This is a genomic window from Bradyrhizobium sp. AZCC 2230 (assembly GCF_036924495.1).
Taxonomy (GTDB): Bacteria; Pseudomonadota; Alphaproteobacteria; order Rhizobiales; family Xanthobacteraceae; genus Bradyrhizobium; species Bradyrhizobium rifense.
On sequence record NZ_JAZHRS010000001.1, the window covers coordinates 4,780,854 to 4,804,663 of the forward strand.

The window sequence follows — 23,810 nt, forward strand, 5'->3', positions numbered from 1 at the left end:
GGTATTCCACTGCAAGAGCGGAGTGATGAACCCGAACGAAACTACGATCCCCCGCCCGGATTGGCGTTGCCGGTGCTTCTACAGCATCACCAGCGAAGGTTTGACCGAAACACGAATACGCCTCCAATTTGAAGGGCTCATCGAGGGGTTTTAGCGCGGAGCTTTGGCAAAAAACGCTCGCGAGGAACTGCGCACTGAATAGCGGCAGCGCCAGCATATCAGTTTTCGCCGTCGACGATCTCCTGCGTCCGACAACTGCATACGACTTGCGCAGCCGCCAGCCAGTCTTCCCACAACGTCGGATTGATCGGCGAGCCATCGGCCCATTTCAAGCCGCCTATCAGAAGCTCGATCTCGCCGGCGGGCTTGCCTTGGCGCTGCCAGACGGTCTCGAGGAAGATCCGCATCGCGTCATAGCCCTCGGCGACGGTGATCATGTCGGTCGGTTTGATGATGGCCATATCTTCATCTTCATCTTCATCTTCATCTTCATCTTCATCTTCTTTGGTGACGCCGGCCTTCACCGATGCGGTCACTGCGAATGCGGACTCTATTAGCGAAATTCCAGCCGCTCTTTGCATTGACGGCTATCAATGGAAGCGAGCCGATCCGTCGCTAGTATTTCCCAAAGTGACAGGCTTTTTGGATGTCTTAAGGAGGGAAACGATGGACGAGATCGCCACCGCTACGCGGCCAAGTACCACTCAGGGCTCAGACACGGACCCGCTGTTCCAGCCCTACCGGCTCGGCCCGTTCAATCTACGCCATCGCATCGTGATGGCGCCATTGGCCCGCTCGCGGGCACGCCAGCCGGGCAATGTGCCGAGCTCCCTTGCCGCCTGCTACTATGCGCAGCGCGCCTCCGCCGCTTTGATCGTGAGCGAGGCCACGCAGGTATCGATGCAGGGCCAAGGTTACGCCTGGACCCCCGGCATCCACAGCCGCGAGCAAGTAGAAGCGTGGCACCGGGTCGCCAAGGCGGTACGCGAGGCCCACGGATTGATCTTCAATCAGCTTTGGCACGTCGGGCGCATCTCGCATCCGGCGCTGCAGCCCGACAACATGCTCCCGGTCGCGCCGTCGGCCGTCATACCCGAGGGCGAAGCCTTCATCGAAAACGAGCGCGGCGAAGGTGAACTTGTTCCGTTCGTGCGGCCGCGCGCACTGAATATCGAAGAGATGCCCTACATCGTCGCGCAGTATGAGCGCGCGGCCAGGAACGCACAGGCCGCCGATTTCGACGGCGTCGAGATCCATGCCGCAAACGGCTACCTGCTCGATCAGTTCATCGAGACCGGCACCAATCGGCGCACCGACGCATATGGCGGCCCGGTAGAAAACCGGGCGCGGCTGTTGTTCGAGGTCGCCGAGGCCCTGATGCCGATCTGGGGGCCGGACCGCATCGGCGTGCGCATCTCGCCGATGGGCAAGTTGAACGATATTCACGACGAGAACCCGGAGGCGACCTTCGGATATGTTGCCGAGCGGCTCAGCGACTATGGCTTCGCCTATTTGCATATGGTCAACCCTGCGCTGGATCAAATGCAGAATGGACAGGAGCCGGACCCGAAGGCGATGAATATGGTCCGGCTGATCCGGAAGAAATACAAGGGAACGCTGATCGTGGCGGGCGGCTTCCAGGCCGACACCGCGGCGAAATGGCTTCGCGAAGGCATGGCGGACCTGATCGCGTTCGGCCGAAAATTCATCGCCAATCCGGACCTGCCCGAGCGGATCCGCCTCGGTGCGCCCTTCAACGTCGACGATCCGACGACCTATTACGGGGGCGGCGAGAAGGGATACCCTCCACGGGAAGGGGGATGGCTGGCTGAAGCGACCATGGGACGCAATAGCTTCTATTTTCTCTTTGCACTGGCGTGGCTGCGGTAGTGATCGGCTGGCTGCTCTTTGTGACTTTCGCTGAATAAGAAAGAGCGCCTCAGTGGGCGGCCTCTTTCATTTGGCCAACACATTCTTCGGGAAACTTGCCATGCGCTGGTACCGTTACCTCTTCGCTTTGCTGCGGCCTCATCCATTGGTGGGACTCGACAACGTAGGGCGACCCATGATTGCATCGCGCGTTTCGCGACCGCGGCTCAGGCTCAGTACATCGCACGCGCACGCCCCGGTATTGAGGGCTTCTGATGTCCGTGTATCGGCTGGCTCCCATCGACATCAGAGCAGACGACGAAAAATGGGCGGCCTCCAATCTCAAGGAAGCAGTCTGGGTCGAAGCGCCCGACGAGATGGCCGCACGCCACCTCGTCGAGAGCGCCACTTTGAGGATGGTGATTTCAGACATGGGCGACCATTGATCTTCTCGCCCTGGCTCGATGATGTTGTGACGTCCGTACCAAACGGTTTGGCCATCGATCCAGGCCATGAAACCCTCTTTCTTCTTGATGCCGAACTTGGCCTTGAGCGCAGCATCATCCTTGACAAAGTCTCCCCATACCCAATCCGCCATGTGATGCGCGGTAATGGCACAATTCATGGCGTGCCGGGCGGAGTCCGGCTGCTGCATGAAATCATCGAAATCCTCCAGCAGTATCTGGTAGAAGTCCTGGATCGCATCAAGCTGGCGCGCTCCGGAGGGAGTTTGAGCACGTGACAGACGAAGACGTCGACGACTTCGCCCGGGAAATGCTGAAGACAAAACGCGGGATCGGCATGGCGCCGCCATTCTACGCCGAGACGGCGAGCATGAAGGGCGACAAGTCCTGGCCGTACTGGATCGTGAGGAATACCTACTGCAACTCACTCGGTTGCCTCCTCCCAAAAAATCAGGCGGAGCGCGTCGCCGCCACAATGAACAAGGTATCCACGCTGATGGAACAAGCAAACCGCGACCTGACGCTTCACCAGGAAGGCACGGGAGAATTCTACCTATTGCCCGAAGAGGCGCTCCAGTACCTCCCCGAGGAGTGGAGAAATCACTTCCAAGCAATGGCCGACGACGGGCGCGTCATTCTGAAGTCCGTCGACAACGAATTGTCGCAACTCGTCAAACTTTTGAGCTCGTTCGCTACGTTGGTCACGCTGAAGCATGTGCAGAAGCGCCTGTCGGCTTACAAATTCGAACTGAAGATGGAGGCGCTGCTCGAACTCGAGATGCTCACGACGGCGTTCGTAGTGACTTACGTCCGGCTGCACCAAGGCGGAAACGGAAGCGGCTTTTCGCGTGACAGCCTTCCTGAAAAGCTGCGGGCCATCCACGATCGAGTGGTCGATCTGAGAAACAAGCGCTTCGCGCACCACGACGAACATGACTCAGTGTCAAACGCGCTCGAGATAGCGTTCGAGGATAATCGCTTCGAAATCAAATTCGGGATTTCGGTCGGATATCATATCGGGGGCGCCAAGGAGTGGCCGGATTTTGTGAACGCCGTCGAGTCGCTATATTCTGAGAGGATCGACAAACTTCTCGCGCGAATGAAGCAGAAGACCGGCCGCGATTGGTCCCTTCAGGGCGGCCCAGCGCCAGATTGACTGAACGCCATTCGAACACCACAACACCACTTCAATAGTTGTCGAGCCGCTTGTCCGCGTTCAGCTTGTCATGGGACGCGCCGAAGACGGCAGGACGGGTCATCGTAACACCGCTCAAGCTCGCCGACCTAGCCCGATGCCAGTTGACCGTTAGAGTACTTTTCAAGTCGTCATCTTTGATCGCGACAGACGATCTGACGGCTAAACCAGCCCAGTAGGCCCAGGTCGTATTGGAGCAGTTGCTCCATTGGAGACGGATAAGTTACGTTAGTGGACGCAGGCCAGCCGAATTCGCCCAATCGTTCACCGACTTCGGAATCGAAAACCTCATCGAGCTGATTAGGTTCTACAAAGAGAACCCAGGACTGCTCAAGCGCTAACCTGCGGCCTACGCCGAATGGATACGCTTCCCGCGAAAATGCTTCACCCGTGGGACTAGAATAGCCCCTATGGGCACAGGGCTGCGAAGTACCCTCGCTGTCCCATGAGTTCGGCCGCCGACCCGTCGACTACTGCATGGCTCTCCGCCATTATGTAGTATCAAACTGAGATCCCGCAGCGATACTCCGAGTGGATGACACTGTGACTAATCCCATCAATCTGCCCGATATTATTTCGGAAGTCAGCGCAGTATTCGAGCGCTATGAGCGCGCACTGCAGGCAAACGACCTCCCGGTGATGGAAGAGCTGTTCTGGAACCATGGCGCTACTACGCGTTATGGCGTCGGCGAGAACCTTCACGGCTGGCAATCGATCTCCGATTTCCGCCGCAGCGAGAAACTCGGTAAATTTCACCGCACGCTATTCAACACGATCATCACTACCTACGGCCGCGACTTCGCCACCGCCAACACCGAATATCAGCGCGAGGGGGAAGCGACGACTGGCCGCGAGACCAAGACTCTGACGCGCACCGAACACGGCTGGCGGATCGTCTCTGCCCATGCCAGCCTGCTCGGCGTCACGGTTTAGAGTGCTTCCGGTTTGGGCCAGTCATCTCATCGTCCGTAGAGCTTGTGAAATATCGAGACGCACGCCCTGAGATGCCGTCTCAACTCCGTCGGCTCACCCAGTGCAGCAGATTGCTCCACAGCGGCTTGAAGCCATCCCAGCGCAGGAATTCGTTCGGCAGCCAATGCGGTCCGATGTCGGTGGTCCAGGCAGCGCTGCGCCCTGCTCCGGCCTCCCTCACCGCGAGCAGCGGATGCCCGCCCTCGCCGGCCGGCAGCGTTAGCAGCGTCACGGAATCGGGCTTGGCGACGACTTCATTGATTCCAAGTAGATAAGGGAAATCGGTCGGCACGCCGTTCAGGATTGGATGATGTTCGGCCCCCGGGCTCAGCTCCGGCACTATGCCCTCCGGCAGTTCGAGGCGGTCGTCGTAAGGATGGATCGCCGTCGGCAGCACGGCCTCAACGGCGGTGTTGCGGTAGCGTGCGCCGCCATTGATGCCCTGGAAGCTGTAATAACCACCGACCATGATCAGGCCGCCGCCCCGCTCGACATAGCTGCGCAGCAGTTTCAGCCGGTTCGGCGCGCGGCGGGAATGGATCCAGACCTCGGGTGACAGCAGCAAGGTATTGGCGCCGATATCGCTGAGGATGATACAGTCATAGACGTCGAGGTCCTCTTCCCGCGACGGAAAGTCTACGGCCGCTTCGTGGCAAAGCATGTAGGTGATATCGAAATCGGCACCGGACAGGATCGAGACGAACTCGTCGGCGCCGCGATGATGCGTGACCGAGGGAAATTGATCCCATCCCTTGATGTGGGTTGCCGTTGACGTCCAGCTTTCGCCGGCCAGCAGGATTTTCTTTGCAGTCATGATTCTCGGTCCGTCGGTCGGGGCGAATACAAACTGGATGGCGCGGATGCAGCCACGTCATCCTTTGAAGCGGAAGCGGCCTTTATTGGAAGCTGGCGAATTGCAGCCGGAAGGCACCGTCAGGGTATTGCAACCAGGTTAGCGACTTGACCGAAGCCTGCAGGGTCGCAGGAAACGTGAGGAACAGCATCGGCGCATCGATCGCGATCTGCGCTTCGGCCTCGCGATAAAGTTTTGCGCGATCCGCCTGGGCCGGAGCGCTGCGCGCCTTTTCGAGTAGGTCGGTGACCTTGTCGCTCTGATAGCCCATGAAATTGTTCGGGCCGGTCTTGGTGAAGTAGTTGTAGATATTGCCGTCCGGATCGGTCCTGCCGGACCACGGCGACATGCACAGATCGAAATCCTTCTGGCGCAGCACCGTGATCAGGCTGGTCGCGTCGATCTGCTTGATCTCGACCTTGAACCCGGCCTGGTTGGCCTGGGCCTGCAACACCTCCGCGGTCCGCACCTGCGCCGGAGAGTTGGTGACGGTGATGGTCACCGACACCGGTGTGGTCACGCCGGCGTCGGCGAGCAGCTTGCGGGCCGTGTCCGCGCCGGGCTTGTAGGGAGCGAAGGCCGCATCATGCACCCAGGCCATTGACGGCGGGATCGCGCCCTGGGCGACGCTGCCCGTGCCGAAATAGACCGCCCGCAGGATCGCCTGCTTGTCGATCGCCGTGGTGAATGCCTGTCGCACGCGCACGTCGTTGAACGGCGGCTTAGTCGTGTTGAGCGAAAACGCGTTAAAGCCGAGGCCCGACGCCTGCTTAAGCGTGATGCCGGCCTCGCGGCCGAGCTGACCTACCGCCTGTGCCGGCACCGCGTCTACCAGTTGGACGGTCCCCGAGCGCAGATTGGTTAGGCGCACGGTCTCGTCGGCGATCGGACGAAACACGATTCGCTCGATCGCCGCCGGACCGCGCCAGTAACCGGGAAAGCGCTCAAGTACGAGCTCGGAATTCTTGGTCCAGCTCACGAGCCTATAAGGGCCGGCGCCAACCGCCTTGGTGGCGAAATCGGGCCCGAGACTTTTGAGCGCGGCCGGTGACACCATCATGCCGGCACGGTTCGACAGCACCTGCAGCAGCGGGGCATAGGCCATCTTCAGCTTGATGGTGAAGGTTAGCGCACCGGTGACCTCGACCTGATCAATCGGGCTCAACTCGCTGCGGCGCGGCGAAGCGGTGGCGGGATCAAGCATGCGGTCGAAATTGGCCTTGACGGCGGCGGCATCGATCGGCGTGCCGTCATGGAAGGTCAGCTTCGGCTTCAGCGTGAAACGATAGGTGAGCGGATCCGGCGTCTCGACGCTGGCCAGACCCGACTCGATCTTGAGATCGGGCGTCACATGGACCAGGGGCTCATGCAGATTGTACTGCACGGAAATCTCGAAGAACGAGGCCATCAGCGCGGGGTCGAGGGTGACCGGATCGGAGACGATGCCGACCGTCAGCGTCTTACTGTCCTGAGCTTTAACGGGCGGTGCCGAAAATGCGATCGGTACCGCAGCGATCAGGGCAACCAAATGACGCCGGGGAATGCGAAGGATCATATCTCGTCTCCAGTTTGAGATTTTGTTGAAATCATCAGTCGCGCGGGTCGAAGCGGTCGCGCAGCCCATCGCCCAGCAGATTGCAGCCGAGTACGGTGAGGAAGATCGCGGCGCCGGGAAACACTGCCAGCCATGGCGCCAGCTCCATGAAGCCGATCGCGTTGCGCAGCATGTTGCCCCATGTCGCCGTCGGCGGCTGCGCGCCCAACCCGAGAAAAGAGAGATAGGATTCGGTGATGATGGCGGAAGCGAACAGCAGCGAGCCCTGCACGATCACCGGCGCCAGGATATTCGGCAAGATGGTGCGCAGCAGGATATTGCCGATGCCGAAGCCCAGCGCGCGCTTGGCTTCGACGAATTCGAGTTCGCGAACCACCAGCGTCTGCGCGCGCGCAATACGGGCGAACACCGGCAGGTTGACCACAGCGATCGCGAGTACCGCATTGTTCAGGCTGGGACCGAGCACCGCCGTAATCGCCAGCGCCAGCAGGATGCTCGGAAAGGCGAACACCACATCCATGATCCGCATGATCAGCGCATCGACCCACCGGCCGAAATAGCCGGAGATGAGCCCCAGCGCGGTTCCGGCCACTGCTGCCACCGCGACGCTGAGAATGCCGACGAACAACGAGGTCTGCGCGCCATAGATGATCCGCGAAAGCACGTCGCGGCCAAGTTCATCGGTGCCAAGCCAATGACCCGACGACGGCGGCGCGAGGATGTTGATGAAGTCGGGCATATCAGGCGGATAGGGCGCGATCAGTGGGGCGCCCAGAGCTGCCGCGCTCGCCAGCGCGACGAGGCCGAGACCCATCGCCGCGCGCGGATCACCGCTCAGCGCACGCAGTAGCGCAGCGGTGCCCGACGGGCGGAGGATCGCATCAGTGCTCATGACAGGCGCACGCGCGGATCAAGCACCGTGTAGATCAAGTCGGTCACAAGGTTGATCAGCACGAACAGCGTCGCCGTCAGCAATACCGCGCCCTGCACCACGGGATAGTCGCGGGCGAAGATTGCATCGACGGTGAGCTTGCCGATGCCGGGCCAGGAGAACACTGTCTCGGTAATGACGACGCCGCCGAGCAACTGGCCCAGCTGAATGCCAAGCAGCGTGACGATGGGAATGCGCGCATTGCGCAGCGCATGCCCCCAGATCACGCTGCGGCGTGAAAGCCCCTTGGCGCGTGCGGTTCGCACATAATCGGCGCGCAGAACCTCCAGCATGGTTGCGCGCGTCATGCGCATGGTGGCGGCTGCGAGCGCTGCGCCCAGCGTCACCGCCGGCAGCACCAGATGGCGCAAATGGGCGATCGGATCGGCCAATGGCGAGACATAGCCGGAGGCCGGAAACAACGGCAAGTAGATGGAAAACATCAGGATTAAAAGAATGCCGAGCCAGAAGCTCGGCAGCGAAAGTCCGCACAGCGCCAGAAACGAAGCGACGTAGTCGGCGGCACTGTTGCGGCTAGTGGCAGCGACAATCCCGGCCGGGATCGCGATGACAAGGGAAATGACCAGAGCGGCAGCTGACAGCAGCGCTGTCGGCGCCAGCGCACCGATCAACAGCGGAAACACCGCCCGACCGCCCTGGATCGAACGTCCGAAATCGCCAGTCAGGATGTGGCCGAGCCAGGTGACATATTGAACGACGATCGGCTGATCGAGCGCCAGTTGCTGGCGCAGCGCAGCGAGCGCGCGCGCATCGGCCTCCATGCCCAGCAACGCGATGGCCGGATCGCCCGGGACCAGCCTAACCAGGAAAAACGCCACGATCGACGTCCCAAACAGGATCGGGACGAGGGAGATCAGCCGTGTGGCGAAATAGCGGGCCATGCCCAAAACACTGCTTGATTGAACCGGTTCAAATGTGATTTTCTGGGGTTAACGACGTTCTGTCAATAGTTCGGACCGACTAAACGCAATGCACAATGAGGTGGCCCTGTCCGTTTCCGCGCCAACTCGCGTTGAGCGCAGCCCGCGCGACGCCGCGCTTGTCGTGACGAACTTGCGCGTTGGCTTTGCCGCCGGCGCAACAATCGTCGACGGCGTGGACGTCACGCTGCAGCGCGGACGTATTCTGTGCCTGGTCGGTGAATCCGGCTCCGGAAAAAGCCTGACCGCGCTGTCGCTGATGCGGTTGCTGCCGTCCACCGCACACCTCTCATCCGACAAGTTTGTGCTCGATGGCAAAGATATTGCGGACGCCGACGAGTACGCGCTGAACAGTATCCGCGGTAACCGCATGGCCATGGTGTTCCAGGAGCCGATGACGGCGCTGAACCCAGTCATGACGGTGGGAGACCAGGTGACCGAAGCCCTGATGGTCCATCAGGGTTTGACCCGGCAAGCGGCTTTCGATGCAGCGCTGGAGATGTTTCGCCGCGTGCAGATTCCTGCGCCTGAAACCAGACTCAAGACCTATCCGCATCAATTGTCGGGTGGCATGCGCCAGCGGGTGATGATCGCGATGGCGCTGATCTGCCGTCCTGCGATCCTGATCGCGGACGAGCCGACAACAGCGCTCGACGTCACGATCCAGAGCCAGATCCTGCGCCTGATCGACCAGTTGCGCTCGGAGTTCGGCACTGCCGTGCTTTTCATCACCCACAACCTTGCCGTGGTCGCTGAGATCGCCGACGAGATCGCGGTGATGTATGCCGGACGCATCGTCGAGCGGACATCGCGCACCGCTTTGTTCGGCGATCCGATGCATCCTTATACACTGGCGCTGTTCGCCGCGATGCCGCGCACCGACGAGCGTGGCCGGGCGCTTGCTGCGATCGAGGGTCAGGTCCCTTCGCCCGGTGCTATGCCGTCGGGCTGCCGCTTCGCGCCGCGCTGCCCTTTTACGGTCGTGCAATGCAGCGAAGCGTATCCGCCGTTGCGCGAAATAAAACCTGACCACTGGGTCTCGTGCTGGCGCGCGCCGCTCGAGGAGCATGTCACATGACCGCGCTGCTCACCGTCGAGAAGCTCTCGAAGACCTTCGTGTCCGGCAGCGGCTTTTTCGGCCGCTCGAAATCGGCACGGGTCGTGTCAGACGTCAGCTTCTCGTTACGGCGCGGCGATGTGTTTGCGCTGGTCGGTGAAAGCGGTTCGGGCAAGACCACCATCGGGCGCATGCTGTTACGTTTGATTGAGCCAGACGCAGGCAACATCACCTTCGACGGCATCAACGTGGGTGCGCTCGCACCTGCCGAGTTGCGACGCTTGCGCCGCCGGATCCAGATTATTTTTCAGGACCCGTTCGGCTCGCTCGACCCGCGGGTTCGCATCGGCGCAGCCATTGCCGAGCCGATTGCACTGCATCATCTGCGTCCGCCGCATCAGATCGCCGATCGTGTTGCCGAGTTGTTGTCGCTGGTCGGCCTCGATGCCAGTTATGCCGACCGCTATCCCCACGAATTCTCCGGCGGCCAGCGCCAACGCGTTGCCATCGCGCGCGCACTGGCGGTCGAGCCCGAACTGATCGTCTGCGACGAGCCGGTCTCGGCGCTCGACCTTTCTATCCAGGCCCAAGTCGTGAATCTGCTGAGCGAACTGCGCGCCAGGCTCGGCGTGTCCTATGTCTTCATTTCCCACGACATGGCGGTGGTGCGTCATCTCGCGACCCATGTCGGCGTGCTCTACGCCGGACGCCTGGTTGAGAGCGGGCCGTCGGAGACCATCTTCGCCGATCCGCGCCATCCCTATACGCGCATGCTGCTCGCTGCGACGCCGAGTCCGGTGCCGGGCTCGCTGCGCAGCCACGAGACCATCACTGGCGAACCGCCGAGCCCATACGCCGATTGGTCGCAGTGCCGGTTCGCCTCGCGTTGCCCGCATCGGATTGAGGCGTGCCTTGCGGCCGATCCGCCGCTGGCTGCCGTCGCGCCCTCGCCGCGACTGTCCGCCTGCATTCGCGCCGGAGGTCTTACAGCCTTCGCCGCCTTCGACGATGGCGAAAGCCGGATGACAGCGGCTTACCGAACGCGCCTCGATCTACTGCGCCGCGCCCGCATGACGGGAGCGATCCATGTCTGATCAACCGCACGATCTTGGCAATCGCACCCAGCCGACCATTGACGACGTCGCACGCGCCGCCGGCGTCTCAAAGGGAACGGTTTCGCATGTCATCGGCGGCCGGGTGTCGGTGACAGCCGCCACGCGAGCGCGCGTCGACAAGGCAATCGCAGCACTGAATTATCGTCCGGCCGAGACAGCGCGCTCGCTGACGGCGCGCAAGCGCCAGCCCGAGCCCAATCTGCGGATCGACGCCTCGGTGCCGCGCCTGACGACGGTCGGCTATGTCAGCGTCGACTACACCGCGTGCCTCGATCGCTTGCCCGAACGCGAAGAGCGTCGCCTGGCGAACGAGATCGTCAAATCGATCGGCGGACCGGCAGCCAACGTCGCGGCGATCGCAGCCGGTCTCGGCCAGCCGTTTCCCGTCGCAGCATCGATCATTACCTCGATCGGGCTCGATCAGGACAGCGATTGGGCGGCGGCTGAATTGTCGAGCCGTCGTGTCGATCTCATCATCCCGCGCGAACGACGAAGCGGCCGGCTCAACCGTGCGCTGGTGCTGGTCGAAGCCGATGGCCGGCGTACCATTGTCAACGAGCCGTCGCTGCTTAACGATGTTGACGTCCAGCGCTTCGTCGAGACCACCGATCCCCAGACGACACGCTGGTGGCTGCATCTGGAAGGCTATCAGGTACCGCCCCAGATCGCGGCCGCGGCCGAGGCCCGAGCCAAAGGTTTTCGCACCAGCATGCAGGCAACCGGCCTGCCACCGGAATGGCTTCAGGGGCATGCCGATGAGGTGTTCCGATCATTCGACCTCGTCGTGCTTCATCGCGAAACGCTGGCCCTGTTGCCATCCATTCCCGGCAATGTCCGCGCTAACCTTGCGGATCTCGCGGCGAAAGCGCGTGCCGCCGGGCCGAATGGCCCCGAAGTCATGATCGTGACGCTGGGCGCCGACGGTGCGGCCGCCGTGACGCGCGATGGCGCCATCATCGAGGCACCCGCGCTTTCGGTTAACGTCGTCGATACCACCGGTGCCGGTGACAGCTTCGTCGGCAGCTTTCTGGCCGCATGGCTCAACGACTGCCCGTTGCCAAAAGCACTCAACCTCGCCTGCGCGGCCGGCAGCCTGCAAGTCACCTGCTTTGGTGCGCAGGAGTTGCGCCCCTCCGCTTCCGACCTGATCCGCCTCGTTGACGAGGCAAATGTTTCGGCCCACGCCATCATTTGAATTTGGAGATAGCCGTTGTCCGAGAACACTTCGATCTATCGCGCCAAGGACAATGCGATCCAGCGCATCTTCGGCCGACGCCAGGCCGTCATCGGCGTCATCCATTCGCTGCCGCTGCCCGGTTCGCCGCATTACGACGGCGAAGCGGTCGCGCACATCTATGACTTCGCCTGCGCCGAGGCTCAGCGATATCGCGAGGGTGGCGTGGACGGCCTGATCGTCGAGAACCATGGCGACATCCCGTTCGCCAAGCCCGACGAACTGGGCCCGGAAACCGCCGCCTGCATGGCGGTGATGGCCGACCGCGTCCGTCGCGAGTCCGGCCTGCCGATCGGCATCAACGTGCTGGCCAACGGCGCCGTCCAGGGGCTCGCCGTCGCCAAGGCGGCCGGCGCGGTGTTCGTCCGGGTCAACCAATGGGCCAATGCCTATGTCGCCAATGAAGGTTTCATCGAGGGCAAGGCTGGCGCAGCCAGCCGCTATCGCAGCTGGCTGCGCGCCAAGGACGTGGCGATCTTCGCCGATGTCCATGTCAAGCACGGCGCGCATGCCGTCGTCGCTGACCGCACGTTGCAGGAGCTGACACGGGATGCGGAGTTCTTCGACGCCGACGCGGTAATCGTCACCGGCCAGCGCACCGGCGACAGCGCCAGGCTGGACGAACTCGAAGCCGTTGCCGGCGCGACCAAGCTGCCCAGCATGGTCGGCAGTGGCGTTACGCCCGACAACGTTGCATCGATCTTCCAATTTACCGATGCGGTGATCGTCGCCAGTGCGCTCAAACGTGAGGGCGGCTGGTGGAACGAGGTTGATCCTGTCAGGCTGTCCAATTTTATGGCGGTCGTGCGCAAGGCCCGCGGATGAGCCGCGTGCTGGTACTGGGCAATGCGACGCTCGACGTGATCCAGCGCGTCGATCGCCTGCCGATGCCAGGCGAAACCGTGCTGGCGCTGAGTACGGCACGCTGCGCCGGCGGCAAGGGTCTGAATCAGGCCGTCGCTGCGTCGCGTACTGGCGCGCCGACACTGCTTGTCGCCCCGATTGGACAGGATGCAGAAGCCGCCTTCCTCGCTGACGGGTTCAGGGACGAAGCCGACCTCGACGTCAACTGGCTGATTTGTAATGCGCCAACCGACCTCTCCGCGATCTGGGTGGCGACCGGCGGAGAGAATGTCATCGTCAGCAGCACCGATTGCGCGAGCTCGGTCACATCGGATCAAGCGCATAGCTTTTGCGACACCCTGGCTGCCGGTGATGTGCTGCTGATGCAAGGCAATCTCGCCGCGGACGTCACCCGCACGGCGGCGCAAACCGCACAGGCGCGCGGCGCGACGCGCGTACTGAACACGGCCCCCATTGCGTGGGACATGAAGCCGATTCTCGGACTGTTCGATATCGTGATCGCAAATGAGAAAGAAGCTGATCTGCTGACGGCGGGATCGCCATCGGCCGCCGCAGCGTTGCGGGCCAGCGGCTTGCACACCGCCATCATTACTTTGGGAGCGCGCGGCGCGCTGGTGATAAGCGATGGAATCGAGACTACGATCGACGCCCCGCGGGTAGCCGCCATCGATACCGCAGGTGCCGGTGACGTGTTCGTCGGTACGCTTGCAGGTCTTCTTGCGAATGGCATGATCTTGTCGAAAGCCGTCACTGTCGCGGTCGCCGCGGCCTCGTTATCGGTAACCCGGCCCAACACCACGCCCTCGTTCCCGAGCCGCGCCGAAATCACGATACTTGCCGAAGAACTCGGCTGTCCGTAGTCGCAACCGTGGCTGGCCAAGAATTCTGTTCGGGGAAATCCGGGTTGCACAGCTACTATATAGAAAACTAACTCACGATGGGACAAGGCGGAGGCGGAACAGAACTTCCATGCTTTTACGTCCCACATCGATTGGGCCTTTTTGTGCTCGGGGAGTTAGGGGCTGCCCTCAATCGACTTACATTCCACCTGTGCCTGCCGTAAATCACATCCGGCCATATTGATGGTGCAGTCCGCCCAAGATCGGGCGGCAGACGACATTCCCGGCACGCTCAACGCCGCGAGGGACCGGAGCATCCTTGTTCAATGACAAATGAGTGCGCGTGGCGTTGTAGTAGTCTTGGTACGACAGCAGAACGTGGCGCAGATGGCGTTCGCCGAAGACTACGACATGATCAATGCATTCCCTCCGGATTGAACCGATCAACCGTTCTGCGTAGGCGTTTTGCCATGGTGAGCAGAAAGACGTCGGGCGGTCTCGAATGCCGATCGACCGAACCCGGCGGACAAAGATCGCGCCATAGGCTTGATCGCGGTCCCTGATTAAGTAACGAGGGATTTGCTCCCAGCCGCAGGCTTCCGTGAGCTGATTGGCGATCCATTCGGCCGTCGGGTGCGCGGTCACCCCAAACCACAGGATCTGCCGCCGGCCATGGCCCATGATCAGCAAACCATAGAGCAGCCGGAACGAGATTGTTGGCACGACGAACAGGTCGATTGCGACAATGCCATCCGCATGGTTGCGAAGGAACGTCTTCCACCCCTGCGAGGGAGGGCCCCTCCTCCGCGCCATATATTTGGCGACGCTGGTCTGGCCGATCTCGATGCCGAGCTTGAGAAGCTCTCCATGGATTCTCGGCGCTCCCCACAACGGGTTGGCGATGCTCATCTCGCGCATCAGCCGGCGAATTTCCAATGGTACAGTCGGTCGACCGCAGCGGTGCCGCGATTTCCAGCGCCAATACAATCTGAAACCAGCACGGTGCCAACGGATCACGGTGTCCGGCTTCACAATCGTCAGCGCCTTGATGGTATTCGGCACCAAACGATACAACGCAACAAAGATCAGGCGATCCATCGCCCTGAAGGCCACTCTCTTCGGCAGGCGCCGTCGCTGGATGTTAAGTTGATGACGAAGGATCAGGATCTCAGCTTCCAACGAGACCCGCGACCGGAACAATAAGACCAGCACCGACCAGACTAGGCTGTAAGCTTCTCTCATGAGACAGAAGCATTGCGCGATTCGGCTCACGTGCCAGCCGGATTAGGTTTCCGACAGGGACAGGTGAGCTCCATGGGCTACTTCGCCGGATGCTGCGGGGTCGTCCCTGCAGACTATCCTCGCGGGAGAAGCAAACCGGTCCATCCCATTAACGGACATTTTCTCCAGACGAAGCTCGATCCGAGAGGCCTGCCCTGCGCAACTCGTCGGTGTCTTTGATCGCATCGCGTATCGGTGGTATGATGATGCGCGCTGAAGCCGTGGAAAGCCGACGTGTAAGCCAAGATTGTCGTTGCTATGCGCAGTAGGCCCCAATTTCGCGACGTGACCAAGGCCCTGGGCCAAGCGGCGGTGGGTGCGTTGACAATCGGAATACTGCGCACTGCTCGCCATTTCGATCCGACCAAGACCGCCAACTTGTTCGCCCGGATCACTCGCTCAATCGGGCCCATGATGCGGGAGCAAAAGACCGGTCGAGCCAATCTAACCGCCGCATTTCCGGAGAAATCGCCTGCAGAGATCGAGACCATTCTCGCAGGCGTCTGGGACAATCTCGGTCGTGTAGGCGCCGAATTCGCGCATCTTGATCACATCTGGAAGTACGATCCCGCACGGCCCGAGGATAGCCGGATCGAAATCGACAAGCGCTCGTATGAATTGTTTACGCAGCTGCGACTCGACGGCAAACCGGCGCTGATCTTTGCAAGTCACCTTGCCAACTGGGAACTTCCCGCGCTGGCAGGCGTCGCACATGGGCTGGACACCGCGATCCTGTATCGCCGACCCAACATCGCGTCCGCCGACCGCATCATCCAGGATATGCGGGCCGTGAACATGGGTACGCTTATTGCGGCTGGTCGTGACGCTCCCCTACGACTTGCAGAAGCCCTGAAAAACGGTCAGCACGTCGGGATGCTGGTCGACCAATATCTGACCAACGGGGTCGAGGTTACTTTCTTTGGCCGCAAGACCAAGGCCAATCCGATGCTGGCCCGACTGCTGCGGCAGATCGAGTGCCCGGTTCATGGCGTGCGCATCATCCGCCTACCCGGACACCGCTTTCGTAGCGAACTGTCTGAAGAAGTGAAGCCCGTCCGCGACGCCTCCGGGCAAATCGACGTTCAGGGAACTATGCAGGCGGTCACGTCGGTGATTGAGGGTTGGATCCGCGAATATCCCGATCAGTGGCTGTGGCTACACCGTCGCTGGCGGTAGCACCCGCTCAAGCTCCGTGGCCGCCAGCGGAAGCACATCGTCCAGTTCGGCAATGCGGCGGTCAATCTCGCCAATCACGCGCTGCGAGAACGGCCCGAGGTGCATGTACAGCGCCATCAGCATGACGATGTAACGCAGTGCACCTGGATTGGTCTTGGCGACCTCGACGAAGGTCTTCCAGAACGGCTTGCGAACCTCCGGCACGGCCCGCATGATCTTGTGTACGCTGTCGATGCCCCCAAGCCTCTTGCGCACATCGCCATCCGGCAGGTCGCGGCGCCGGTCGGACCGGTCGAGCATAGCGGCGAGACGCGACAGCCGTCCTGCATATGCCGTCGGGCTGTAGGCGTGCCCGAGCACGGCCTTGTAATCGGCAAGGATGTCACGAAGCGGACGCTTGGTATCGAAATTGCAGCCGAGCGTGCACTGATCGCCCACCTGCTCGACGTTCATGAGGTCATGGCCCTGGTGCAAGCGGCCTTCCGCGGCCAGCCGCCGTGTGAGCTGTGTGCCAGGCAACGCATAAAGCAGTCCAATCATGCAGACTGGAATGCTCGCCTCCTCGATGAAGTCGGCCATTGCCTGTCCCATCGAGGCCTTTTCGTTGTCGAACCCGACGATGAAGCCGGCGGTGACGAACATGCCGTAGCTATAAATCTTGTGAATGCACTCGGCGATGTTGCGCCTGGTGTTCTGCTTCTTCTTCATCTGCACGAGCGTCTCGGGATCCGGGCTCTCGATGCCGACGAAAATCGCGAAGAAGTTCGCATCCTTCATGGCCTGCAACAGCTCGCTGTCGTCAGCGATGTTGATCGAGGCTTCGGTCGAGAATTCGAATGGATAGTCGTGCTCTTCCAGCCAGGCTTTGAGCCGCGGCATCAGGGTGCGGAGGTTCTTCTTGTTGCCGATGAAATTATCGTCGACGAAATCGACGTGCCCGCGATAACCGTGATCGAAGAGCGCTTGCAGCTCGGCGAGAATCTGATCGTTGGTCTTGGTGCGCGGCACGCGACCATACAGCTCGATAATGTCGCAGAACTCGCAGGTGAACGGGCAGCCACGTGAATATTGCACGCCGATGAAGAGATAGTGATCGAAGTTGATCAGATCGTAGCGAGGCATCGGGCTCTGCGTGACATCGATCGTGAATTTCTCGGCGATGAACACGCCCCTGCGCTCGCCGCCTTCCCAGGCGGCGATGAACTGCTCAATGACATGCTCGGCCTCGCCGATCACCTGAAAGTCCGCGTCCGCGTAAAGATGCGGGCTGGAGGAGACGTCCGGCCCACCGACACACACTGGCTTGCCGTGCAGGTGGGCGAGATCGATCAGGTAGATGAAATCAGGCTGTTGGTTGAGCATACCGCCGATCATCACGAGATCGGCCCAGTTGAGGTCCGCGTCCGTCAAAGGCTCGGTGTTACGGTTGACGAGCCGGATGTCCCAATGCTTCGGCAACATAGCAGCGACGGTGATCAGGCCGAGTGGCGCCGCCGGATACTTCGCTCCGACGAGTTCGCAGGCCTCCGCATAGTTCCAGAACGAGTTCGGAACGAACTTCGGATAGATCATTAGCACGCGGCAGGGGTTCGTCATGCTGCTCCAGCCCGGGCGTTGATGGCACAATGCCCCGCTGTTTATCGGGGCTCAAGGGTTCGCTTCGCTCGTCGATAAGGCGTTGAGTGCTGATTGTGGAGGTGTGCACTGCGGTTCAGTTCGCGCACCTCGACGGTAGTGCATTGCGAATCAATCAAGCCTGACGCGAACATCGCGGGACCGTAAGGCTAGCATCAGTATCAGCAGATACGCGTTCTATTTGGATTTTTTTGGGGCACGCTTTTTCGGTCCAGTTCCGGTGGACGACTCAGCGTCGTCCCCACGGCAGGGCCAAGCATCCCTGAATGCTTCGATGGCGACGGTGATCCCCGGCTCACTCGCTCGATCCGGATTGTTATCAAGATACCGCAGAAGAACCTTGGCACTTTGCAAAGTGCTGCCTTGGGCGGGGGGGCATGCACGCACGTCAGCTGGCAGATTTGGTGAAAAGAGCATCGCAGTTTCGATCATTCCCTCACATACGCCGGCGGACCGAGCTTCGTCCTGATTGCGAAACGAGTTCTGAACAAGCAGTTCGCAAGACTTTTGCGCGTCGGTTCCTTTATCGACAACCGTGGCGCTGGCCTTCCCGATGATCAAAAGGACAAGGCTGGCAACAATGATATAGACCCGCATTGGTGTCCTGAGCCCTGTAGTTTACAGCACTTGATTTGCCGCAACGGAACCGCCGCCAGCGTCGTTCCAAGCGGCTCAGACCGCTTAGCTCAAAACGAGGCTCTTATCCATGACCTCCAATGCGGGCGAAGCTAACGAGTGCGCATAGCATTATTTTCGCACAGCCGAAGAGGGCTTTGTATGGCACAAGTCCCGATCCGGCGCGTCCATTGTGCGAAATACTGGGTGGACCGCAGACAGACATCGAGAGCGCCTGTCATCCAGCCGCGTACGCGAGGCGCATTGATCGATTGCTCTCGGCCTAGCCTCGAGAATTGACTATCCGGCGTGAGGCAGCACGTGAACACCGCCCGTACCGAGCCCGCACTTGCGCGAAAGATGCCGCTCGCAGGACGGAGCGCCATCGAGACGGCCAGGAAAGCTGGACCAGCTCGCATACCAGCGAGTCTAGCCATGATCGGGTTCAAGCTGCACCGTCTTTCGTCCACCGTTCAGCTCTCTGAGGCGGTTAACGTATTCCTCAGGCTTTAACAGATGAAATGGAGCGTTCAGGCCCATAAAAGTTGCTATGCGGCCGAGAAATGCAGTGCAATTCATGGTCGCCGCATTCCAGACCGGCGACGTCTCCTGAATGTGCTTGATGTAGGCAAACACCTTCTTGGCGTCAGCCTCATTCAGATAGACGCGATAGCTGGCCGTCAGATATTGCTCGTCAAGATCACCATAGCTCGCACCCGTCTCAGAGGGGACAAATATGAGGTGTCCCAAGAGGTACGGTATCTCGTCGCCGGCCGGAGCCAGACCAGCGACCTCGACCTGCTTTTCGCTCGTCTTTCCGTACCAGACGAATGCATGACCGTACGTTGCTGCCGTGCGGGCACGAAAATCAACGTAGTAGGGACCCGTGGCGGCAGCTCTTCGAACTGGCTTTACATCTGATGTGGCTGGCGTAGCAGCAGCCATGCTCTCCGCATGCTTCGTCGCCGAACTGGGGAGAGCGTCCCGTTGCTGCTGGTCGGTACGCGCCGCGAGTGGTTGTGCGCTACTGATCCCGGACCCCAAGCCCACAAACGCCGCCAGCATGGCGGCCTTTGCAAGAAGCTTTGGACCCGGATATTTCCGAAACACTCCCGCCATCTTCGAATCCTCTTGGATCCAAGATCCGATGCCACAGGTAGTCCCCACACGAACGCCGCTGGCGTCCGAATGGAAAGTCAGATCAACCTTTGGTCACCAACGGAGCCGGGGCAGCGACCGGGTATTTGCCCACCGGGCTCTTACCAACGGGGTATTTGCCGACGGGATATTTACCAACTGGCGCGGGGGCGGCGGCAACCGGCTGAGGCCGTGGCATGTCGGCAGCAACTGCGGTTCCCACGAAAGCCAAAGAAGCGATTCCAAGGACAACGAATTTCAACATCGGGCTCTCACCATTGTTCGGGAGGGATCGGAATTCACCTGACACGCATAGAAATAACCTGACACTCGCCACGACACCAACGAATAGACTGGGGAGTCGGCGGCTCCGACAGCTTTTCCCGCCGTATGTTGCGGAAATGGCACGCAAATTGAGGCGTTTGGTTCCAAATCAACCTCGTGGGGACCACAGGTCGAGACGTGCCGGGACCTACCTCAGAGCTTCCACGGAAAGACCCGGCCGGTCCGCGCCATATACTCGCGATAGCTGTCGCCAAACGTCTGCCGCATCATTCGCTCTTCTCTTGCAACGCGGCCAAAGAACAAAATCCCGAAGCCAGCAATGCCCGCGAAACCGGCGATCCAATTAGGCAGCAGCAATGTCTGGGCGATAGCCCACAGCCAAAATGCCGAATACATCGGGTGTCGAACTCTCCGGTAAATCCCTTCCGTCACGAGTTCATGGTTCTCCCGCACGTCGAGACTTATCGACCAATTCCGGCCGAGTGCACGGTGAGTCAGGTGAAACACGCCCAAAGCCGCAATCGCAAAGAGAGATCCCAGCCACGCCAACGAGGGATAAAAGCTGTGAGCTGCGAAACGAGGCATTCCCGTCGCTACGTAGACGAGCGGAACAAGTCCGAGCCCCGAAAGAGATGTAAGCAGGAGAGCAATTTCCAGGGGGCCGCGAGCGCTCCACACGATCCTGGCACGGCGAGAACGCCGCGCGTACTTATAACGTATAACGTACCAGCCGATCACCAACGCAACGAAGATGATTTTCGAAATGGTGGGCGTCATTTGAACTAGGCTGCCGCGCCCGGAATACCGGGCAGTTCGCTTCCTGACAGCGGCGCGCTCGCAATAAGTCCTCCGTCGTCAGCGATCATCGACAAGGCACCATCCGGCGCGAGTGTCTGGGATTTGGCTGAAATAGGTCCGCAAGTCAGCATAAAGTAGTCATACGATGTTCGCTTATCATTTCCGCTAACGAACTGGCAGTGCAAGCGGAAGTAGTTGAAGCGGATGCGTCGATACATGTCGTCGTCAAGCATTCGACTAAGTCTCACGATCCTAACGATCGCCTCATTTTCTGTCGACAAGCCCATTTCGGCCATTGGCCGGCTTTTGTAAAAGTTCAACAGGTCGATGAGGGCTTGATAGTCGCCCCAGAAGATCGCGCGTGAATTGGCGACGCGTTCCATAGCGGTGCGAAAGCGTACTGCCTTCGGGTGCAGGCCGATCTTGAGTATGGATGATCCAACGCTCAAGAATGTCACGGGAGTTTTGCTCCGATCGAGCGCAGGGTCCAGCCTCAAGGCGCGATCAAGTAGATCAACCGCAAGTACGGCGCCAAGACTGTGCCCTATGACCAAAATTTCGTCTGCGGCGGAGTTGCTCGCCGCAGCCACGAGCTCGGCGGCTAATCTGTCTAGCCTCTGCTCAATTTCCGAATTAACGCATCGAATATACTCGCGAGAAAAAATCCAATCGTCGAACAAGTCGCCTAGGTGGAGCCAGCGCCACGGGCCCGCCAAAACGGCTACGATTCCGAAGAGACCGCCGCCGGGAGCGATAGGAATGGATCCGGTAATCTTGAATGCGACTACGCCAATCAAAAAGGCGACGGCCATGAGCAGTCCGAACATGACCAATGGATAGAGAAAGAACAGTGCGTAGCGCCAGTTGGTCAGCAAGTACCGCCATAGAGTGCCGGTTAAAACGAAATCCAGAAACGCAAGAATGCCGACGGAAATGCGTGAGCCAATGCTTCGACGCCCGAAGGCCTCAATTACATCGTGCCATCGGACCAGTCGATAATCGGTTTCGACGAGCCAATCGGGGCCAGTTGTCGTCACATTCCAACGTATCTGGTCGGCGGTATCATGCAAACCGTCAACGGCCGCTTTCACTGACCAGGTACGTTGGAACCTCGCAATTTCGCGCACAAAGCGTCGTTGCGCGCTGGTATGCGACGTGATTGGATCATAGCCGCCGATGTGGAATACCAGCCGCTTCGCTAGGGGCTTTCCGGTCATGGTCTCACCCGCGACTACCCGCGGTTTTATCGTGTTACTCGCTGCCCACGCGTCAATCGACCTGTAACTCAAGGACAGCGAAACGTCTGACGCCAACGGTTGTCAAGAGAGAATCGACCAGTTATTAGGGGAACATGTTTCTGACCTATTTTGCCCTCCGTACCCGAGCCGCTGGAATAATGGCGTCAATCGGCGCGGCCTTGCTTATCGGATTGTCTGGCAGTGGGTCCTCTCAAGCGCAGGACGAGTTATCATCTGCCGAGAAATGCCTTTCAGCAAATTTCAACGCCTCGCTGGGTGCACAATTGCCCCGCACGGCGTCGCGTTTGAAATCTGGTGAGCCGCTAAAGATTGTAGCGATTGGATCATCGTCGACGGTGGGACTCTGGGTACTTAGGTCCGCGGCCACATATCCGGAGGTGATGCGCCGAGAACTCTCGAGACTTAGATCCAACGCCACGATCGAGGTCATCAACAGCGGTCGAGTCGGCGATACGATTCCGAACAACGTCGCACGGTTCGAGCGTGACGTTTTCGCGCACACGCCTGATCTCGTTATCTGGCAATTAGGTACTAATGACGTCGCCTGGGGTGGCCGGCCGGACCAAGGGCTCAAAAGAAGCGTTCTTGAAGGGGTAAGGGCACTTAAGGCGGGGTCTGCCGATGTCGTGTTGATGGATCTGCAATATGCGCCACAGGTGCTCGCCTCCGTTGGCTATTCGACCATGGAGGACATCATAATCGATGTCGCAAAACAGGAACGGGTCGGGCTGTTCTCTCGTTTTGCGCTGATGCGAAACTCGGTCAGTGCCGGAGTTGCGCAAAGCGCGCTTGTAACGTGGGACGGATTGCACAACACCGCCGATGGTTATGATTGCATTGGACGAGCCCTTGCCCGAGCCATCTCAACGAGTGCGCGTTGAGAGGCCCTAGCTCAGGCGAATCGAAGGCTGCGAGTTCGCATCGGTGACAGCAATTCGCGCCGACGCTGTCAGGAGGTGTGCTCATGCACCATTATGCCAGCCAACTTGTTGACCTGTTACTGCTGCTTGTTGCCGCGTGGATGGTGCCGGCCACCATTTTTATTATCTACGCCTATTTCGCTCGCCTTAAGAATCCGGTCAGCGAATCGGTCTTTGGGCGCGTGGTCATCATATCCTTGTTCTTCATAACCACGTCGATCTGGCTTCCGATAATTCTGACCGCCATAGTCCTATCACTGATCGGTCATTTGTGGTTCCGCTTCAGGGGACAACTACGCAAGTAGCTAGATATTGCTAAAGGCGAAAAAGATGGAGTCGAATTAGAGCAGCCCCTCAGCAAACAAAAAAAGGGAAGCGAAGCAATGTCCGCGTTTCTTCCGGCTCTGACGATAGCTGCTATCAATTTTATAACAATCGCCACGGCCGCAGAATGGCGACCGCAGTTTCTCTCAGCGTGCCAAAACGGTTGCGCGCAGCATGGTGGCTTTTCGACGGACGCTTGCTTGCAGATTTGCAACTGCATGGCCTCAGAATTGGAAGCGAAATTTAGTACCGAGACTCTCGGCTCCATTGATCCCCCGAGCGCTGAGCAACTGCGCCAAACTAACGAAATCAGAATGCTTTGCGTCCGGCGAGTACTAGGACGCTAGAGCTGTTGCTATTGGCATGGAGGTCATCAGCTTGACCCTGACGTACCTCTCCGTCTTTCCATAGCCGCAAAATTGGCCGCGCCGGCTGTTCGAGCACAATATCGCGCCGACGGCGCATCCGAGTCCTCCTTGCGAGACCATCTC

The 23,810-nt window shown here is 60.0% G+C and carries 24 protein-coding genes; 13 read left to right on the forward strand and 11 right to left on the reverse strand.

From position 1 onward, the window contains the following. Positions 1-218: 218 nt before the first annotated feature. Positions 219-536, reverse strand: coding sequence for a hypothetical protein (locus V1280_RS22980; RefSeq protein ID WP_334529222.1), 318 nt, complete (start codon positions 534-536; stop codon positions 219-221). Positions 537-666: 130 nt separating this feature from the next. Here V1280_RS22980 and V1280_RS22985 point away from each other — a divergent pair, with 130 nt between their 5' ends. The 5 genes from V1280_RS22985 to hpxZ all read left to right on the forward strand — a co-directional run bounded on the left by V1280_RS22985 (position 667) and on the right by hpxZ (position 4,461). Beyond that, complete coding sequence (locus V1280_RS22985; RefSeq protein ID WP_334529225.1) at positions 667-1,890, forward strand: alkene reductase; 1,224 nt, start codon at positions 667-669, stop codon at positions 1,888-1,890. 254 nt (positions 1,891-2,144) lie between these two features. Then, complete coding sequence (locus tag V1280_RS22990) at positions 2,145-2,315, forward strand: hypothetical protein (RefSeq protein ID WP_334529228.1); 171 nt, start codon at positions 2,145-2,147, stop codon at positions 2,313-2,315. Then, positions 2,312-2,611, forward strand: a complete 300-nt coding sequence (locus V1280_RS22995) for a hypothetical protein (protein WP_334529231.1) — start codon at positions 2,312-2,314, stop codon at positions 2,609-2,611. Before V1280_RS22990 ends, V1280_RS22995 begins: the two co-directional genes overlap by 4 nt. Next, complete coding sequence (locus V1280_RS23000; protein ID WP_334529234.1) at positions 2,608-3,489, forward strand: hypothetical protein; 882 nt, start codon at positions 2,608-2,610, stop codon at positions 3,487-3,489. The genes V1280_RS22995 and V1280_RS23000 overlap by 4 nt, the downstream gene beginning before the upstream one ends. Before the next feature lie 570 nt (positions 3,490-4,059). Next, positions 4,060-4,461 (forward strand): oxalurate catabolism protein HpxZ, encoded by a 402-nt coding sequence (gene hpxZ / locus V1280_RS23005; protein ID WP_334529237.1) that lies wholly within the window; start codon positions 4,060-4,062, stop codon positions 4,459-4,461. 79 nt (positions 4,462-4,540) lie between these two features. Here the strand turns inward: hpxZ and V1280_RS23010 are convergent, their stop codons facing one another. From V1280_RS23010 to V1280_RS23025, 4 genes are all read right to left on the reverse strand, one after another. Beyond that, on the reverse strand, positions 4,541-5,314 hold the full coding sequence (locus V1280_RS23010; protein WP_334529240.1) for a glutamine amidotransferase: 774 nt from the start codon (positions 5,312-5,314) through the stop codon (positions 4,541-4,543). A gap of 82 nt (positions 5,315-5,396) precedes the next feature. Next, positions 5,397-6,908 (reverse strand): ABC transporter substrate-binding protein, encoded by a 1,512-nt coding sequence (locus V1280_RS23015; RefSeq protein ID WP_334529242.1) that lies wholly within the window; start codon positions 6,906-6,908, stop codon positions 5,397-5,399. A gap of 34 nt (positions 6,909-6,942) precedes the next feature. Further along, positions 6,943-7,800: an ABC transporter permease gene (locus V1280_RS23020; RefSeq protein ID WP_334529245.1), complete on the reverse strand. Its 858-nt coding sequence runs from the start codon at positions 7,798-7,800 to the stop codon at positions 6,943-6,945. Continuing rightward, positions 7,797-8,741, reverse strand: a complete 945-nt coding sequence (locus V1280_RS23025; protein WP_334529248.1) for an ABC transporter permease — start codon at positions 8,739-8,741, stop codon at positions 7,797-7,799. Before V1280_RS23025 ends, V1280_RS23020 begins: the two co-directional genes overlap by 4 nt. A gap of 214 nt (positions 8,742-8,955) precedes the next feature. Between V1280_RS23025 and V1280_RS23030 the strand changes: the two genes are divergently transcribed. From V1280_RS23030 to V1280_RS23050, 5 genes are read left to right on the forward strand one after another with little or no spacing between them, the layout of a single operon-like run. Further along, a complete protein-coding gene (locus tag V1280_RS23030; protein WP_334529251.1) occupies positions 8,956-9,858 on the forward strand; it encodes an ABC transporter ATP-binding protein in 903 nt (300 codons plus the stop codon). Further along, entirely contained in the window at positions 9,855-10,931 is a 1,077-nt protein-coding gene (locus V1280_RS23035; protein ID WP_334529254.1) for an ABC transporter ATP-binding protein, read from the forward strand. Before V1280_RS23030 ends, V1280_RS23035 begins: the two co-directional genes overlap by 4 nt. Beyond that, positions 10,924-12,147, forward strand: a complete 1,224-nt coding sequence (locus V1280_RS23040; RefSeq protein ID WP_334529257.1) for a carbohydrate kinase family protein — start codon at positions 10,924-10,926, stop codon at positions 12,145-12,147. Before V1280_RS23035 ends, V1280_RS23040 begins: the two co-directional genes overlap by 8 nt. 15 nt (positions 12,148-12,162) lie before the next feature. Further along, positions 12,163-13,011, forward strand: a complete 849-nt coding sequence (locus V1280_RS23045; RefSeq protein ID WP_334529260.1) for a BtpA/SgcQ family protein — start codon at positions 12,163-12,165, stop codon at positions 13,009-13,011. After that, on the forward strand, positions 13,008-13,910 hold the full coding sequence (locus V1280_RS23050) for a ribokinase (protein WP_334529263.1): 903 nt from the start codon (positions 13,008-13,010) through the stop codon (positions 13,908-13,910). The genes V1280_RS23045 and V1280_RS23050 overlap by 4 nt, the downstream gene beginning before the upstream one ends. Positions 13,911-14,114: 204 nt before the next feature. Here V1280_RS23050 and V1280_RS23055 read toward each other — a convergent pair whose 3' ends face one another. After that, on the reverse strand, positions 14,115-15,131 hold the full coding sequence (locus V1280_RS23055) for an integrase core domain-containing protein (RefSeq protein WP_334529266.1): 1,017 nt from the start codon (positions 15,129-15,131) through the stop codon (positions 14,115-14,117). A 297-nt stretch (positions 15,132-15,428) separates the two neighbouring features. Between V1280_RS23055 and V1280_RS23060 the strand changes: the two genes are divergently transcribed. Continuing rightward, on the forward strand, positions 15,429-16,346 hold the full coding sequence (locus V1280_RS23060; protein WP_334529269.1) for a lipid A biosynthesis lauroyl acyltransferase: 918 nt from the start codon (positions 15,429-15,431) through the stop codon (positions 16,344-16,346). Here the strand turns inward: V1280_RS23060 and V1280_RS23065 are convergent. The 5 genes from V1280_RS23065 to V1280_RS23085 form a co-directional block, all read right to left on the reverse strand. After that, complete coding sequence (locus tag V1280_RS23065; protein WP_334529272.1) at positions 16,326-17,942, reverse strand: B12-binding domain-containing radical SAM protein; 1,617 nt, start codon at positions 17,940-17,942, stop codon at positions 16,326-16,328. The genes V1280_RS23060 and V1280_RS23065 overlap by 21 nt on opposite strands. A gap of 216 nt (positions 17,943-18,158) precedes the next feature. Next, positions 18,159-18,578 carry a Rap1a/Tai family immunity protein gene (locus tag V1280_RS23070; RefSeq protein WP_334529275.1) on the reverse strand — a complete coding sequence of 140 codons (420 nt, stop codon included), beginning with the start codon at positions 18,576-18,578 and terminating at the stop codon, positions 18,159-18,161. A 447-nt stretch (positions 18,579-19,025) separates the two neighbouring features. Continuing rightward, positions 19,026-19,715, reverse strand: a complete 690-nt coding sequence (locus V1280_RS23075; RefSeq protein WP_334529278.1) for a hypothetical protein — start codon at positions 19,713-19,715, stop codon at positions 19,026-19,028. A 495-nt stretch (positions 19,716-20,210) separates the two neighbouring features. Next, positions 20,211-20,795, reverse strand: coding sequence for a protein-S-isoprenylcysteine O-methyltransferase (locus V1280_RS23080; RefSeq protein WP_334529281.1), 585 nt, complete (start codon positions 20,793-20,795; stop codon positions 20,211-20,213). A gap of 5 nt (positions 20,796-20,800) precedes the next feature. Beyond that, entirely contained in the window at positions 20,801-22,033 is a 1,233-nt protein-coding gene (locus tag V1280_RS23085; RefSeq protein WP_334529284.1) for a hypothetical protein, read from the reverse strand. 134 nt (positions 22,034-22,167) lie between these two features. Between V1280_RS23085 and V1280_RS23090 the strand changes: the two genes are divergently transcribed. Together V1280_RS23090 and V1280_RS23095 are read left to right on the forward strand one after the other, a co-directional pair. After that, on the forward strand, positions 22,168-22,956 hold the full coding sequence (locus V1280_RS23090; protein ID WP_334529287.1) for an SGNH/GDSL hydrolase family protein: 789 nt from the start codon (positions 22,168-22,170) through the stop codon (positions 22,954-22,956). A gap of 83 nt (positions 22,957-23,039) precedes the next feature. After that, positions 23,040-23,300 carry a hypothetical protein gene (locus V1280_RS23095; RefSeq protein WP_334529290.1) on the forward strand — a complete coding sequence of 87 codons (261 nt, stop codon included), beginning with the start codon at positions 23,040-23,042 and terminating at the stop codon, positions 23,298-23,300. Positions 23,301-23,810: the final 510 nt, after the last annotated feature.

Coding starts and splice junctions, on each gene's coding strand:
- V1280_RS22985 (WP_334529225.1), top strand. CDS start 667: ATGGACGAGATCGCCACCGCTACGCGGCCAAGTACCACTCAGGGCTCA.
- V1280_RS23015 (WP_334529242.1), bottom strand. CDS start 6,908: ATGATCCTTCGCATTCCCCGGCGTCATTTGGTTGCCCTGATCGCTGCG.
- V1280_RS23080 (WP_334529281.1), bottom strand. CDS start 20,795: ATGACGCCCACCATTTCGAAAATCATCTTCGTTGCGTTGGTGATCGGC.
- V1280_RS23035 (WP_334529254.1), top strand. CDS start 9,855: ATGACCGCGCTGCTCACCGTCGAGAAGCTCTCGAAGACCTTCGTGTCC.
- V1280_RS23010 (WP_334529240.1), bottom strand. CDS start 5,314: ATGACTGCAAAGAAAATCCTGCTGGCCGGCGAAAGCTGGACGTCAACG.
- V1280_RS23065 (WP_334529272.1), bottom strand. CDS start 17,942: ATGACGAACCCCTGCCGCGTGCTAATGATCTATCCGAAGTTCGTTCCG.
- V1280_RS23025 (WP_334529248.1), bottom strand. CDS start 8,741: ATGGCCCGCTATTTCGCCACACGGCTGATCTCCCTCGTCCCGATCCTG.
- V1280_RS23095 (WP_334529290.1), top strand. CDS start 23,040: ATGCACCATTATGCCAGCCAACTTGTTGACCTGTTACTGCTGCTTGTT.
- V1280_RS23075 (WP_334529278.1), bottom strand. CDS start 19,715: ATGGCGGGAGTGTTTCGGAAATATCCGGGTCCAAAGCTTCTTGCAAAG.
- V1280_RS23020 (WP_334529245.1), bottom strand. CDS start 7,800: ATGAGCACTGATGCGATCCTCCGCCCGTCGGGCACCGCTGCGCTACTG.
- V1280_RS23070 (WP_334529275.1), bottom strand. CDS start 18,578: ATGCGGGTCTATATCATTGTTGCCAGCCTTGTCCTTTTGATCATCGGG.
- V1280_RS23060 (WP_334529269.1), top strand. CDS start 15,429: ATGCGCAGTAGGCCCCAATTTCGCGACGTGACCAAGGCCCTGGGCCAA.
- V1280_RS23040 (WP_334529257.1), top strand. CDS start 10,924: ATGTCTGATCAACCGCACGATCTTGGCAATCGCACCCAGCCGACCATT.
- V1280_RS23085 (WP_334529284.1), bottom strand. CDS start 22,033: ATGACCGGAAAGCCCCTAGCGAAGCGGCTGGTATTCCACATCGGCGGC.
- V1280_RS22990 (WP_334529228.1), top strand. CDS start 2,145: ATGTCCGTGTATCGGCTGGCTCCCATCGACATCAGAGCAGACGACGAA.
- V1280_RS23090 (WP_334529287.1), top strand. CDS start 22,168: ATGTTTCTGACCTATTTTGCCCTCCGTACCCGAGCCGCTGGAATAATG.
- V1280_RS23055 (WP_334529266.1), bottom strand. CDS start 15,131: ATGAGAGAAGCTTACAGCCTAGTCTGGTCGGTGCTGGTCTTATTGTTC.
- V1280_RS23050 (WP_334529263.1), top strand. CDS start 13,008: ATGAGCCGCGTGCTGGTACTGGGCAATGCGACGCTCGACGTGATCCAG.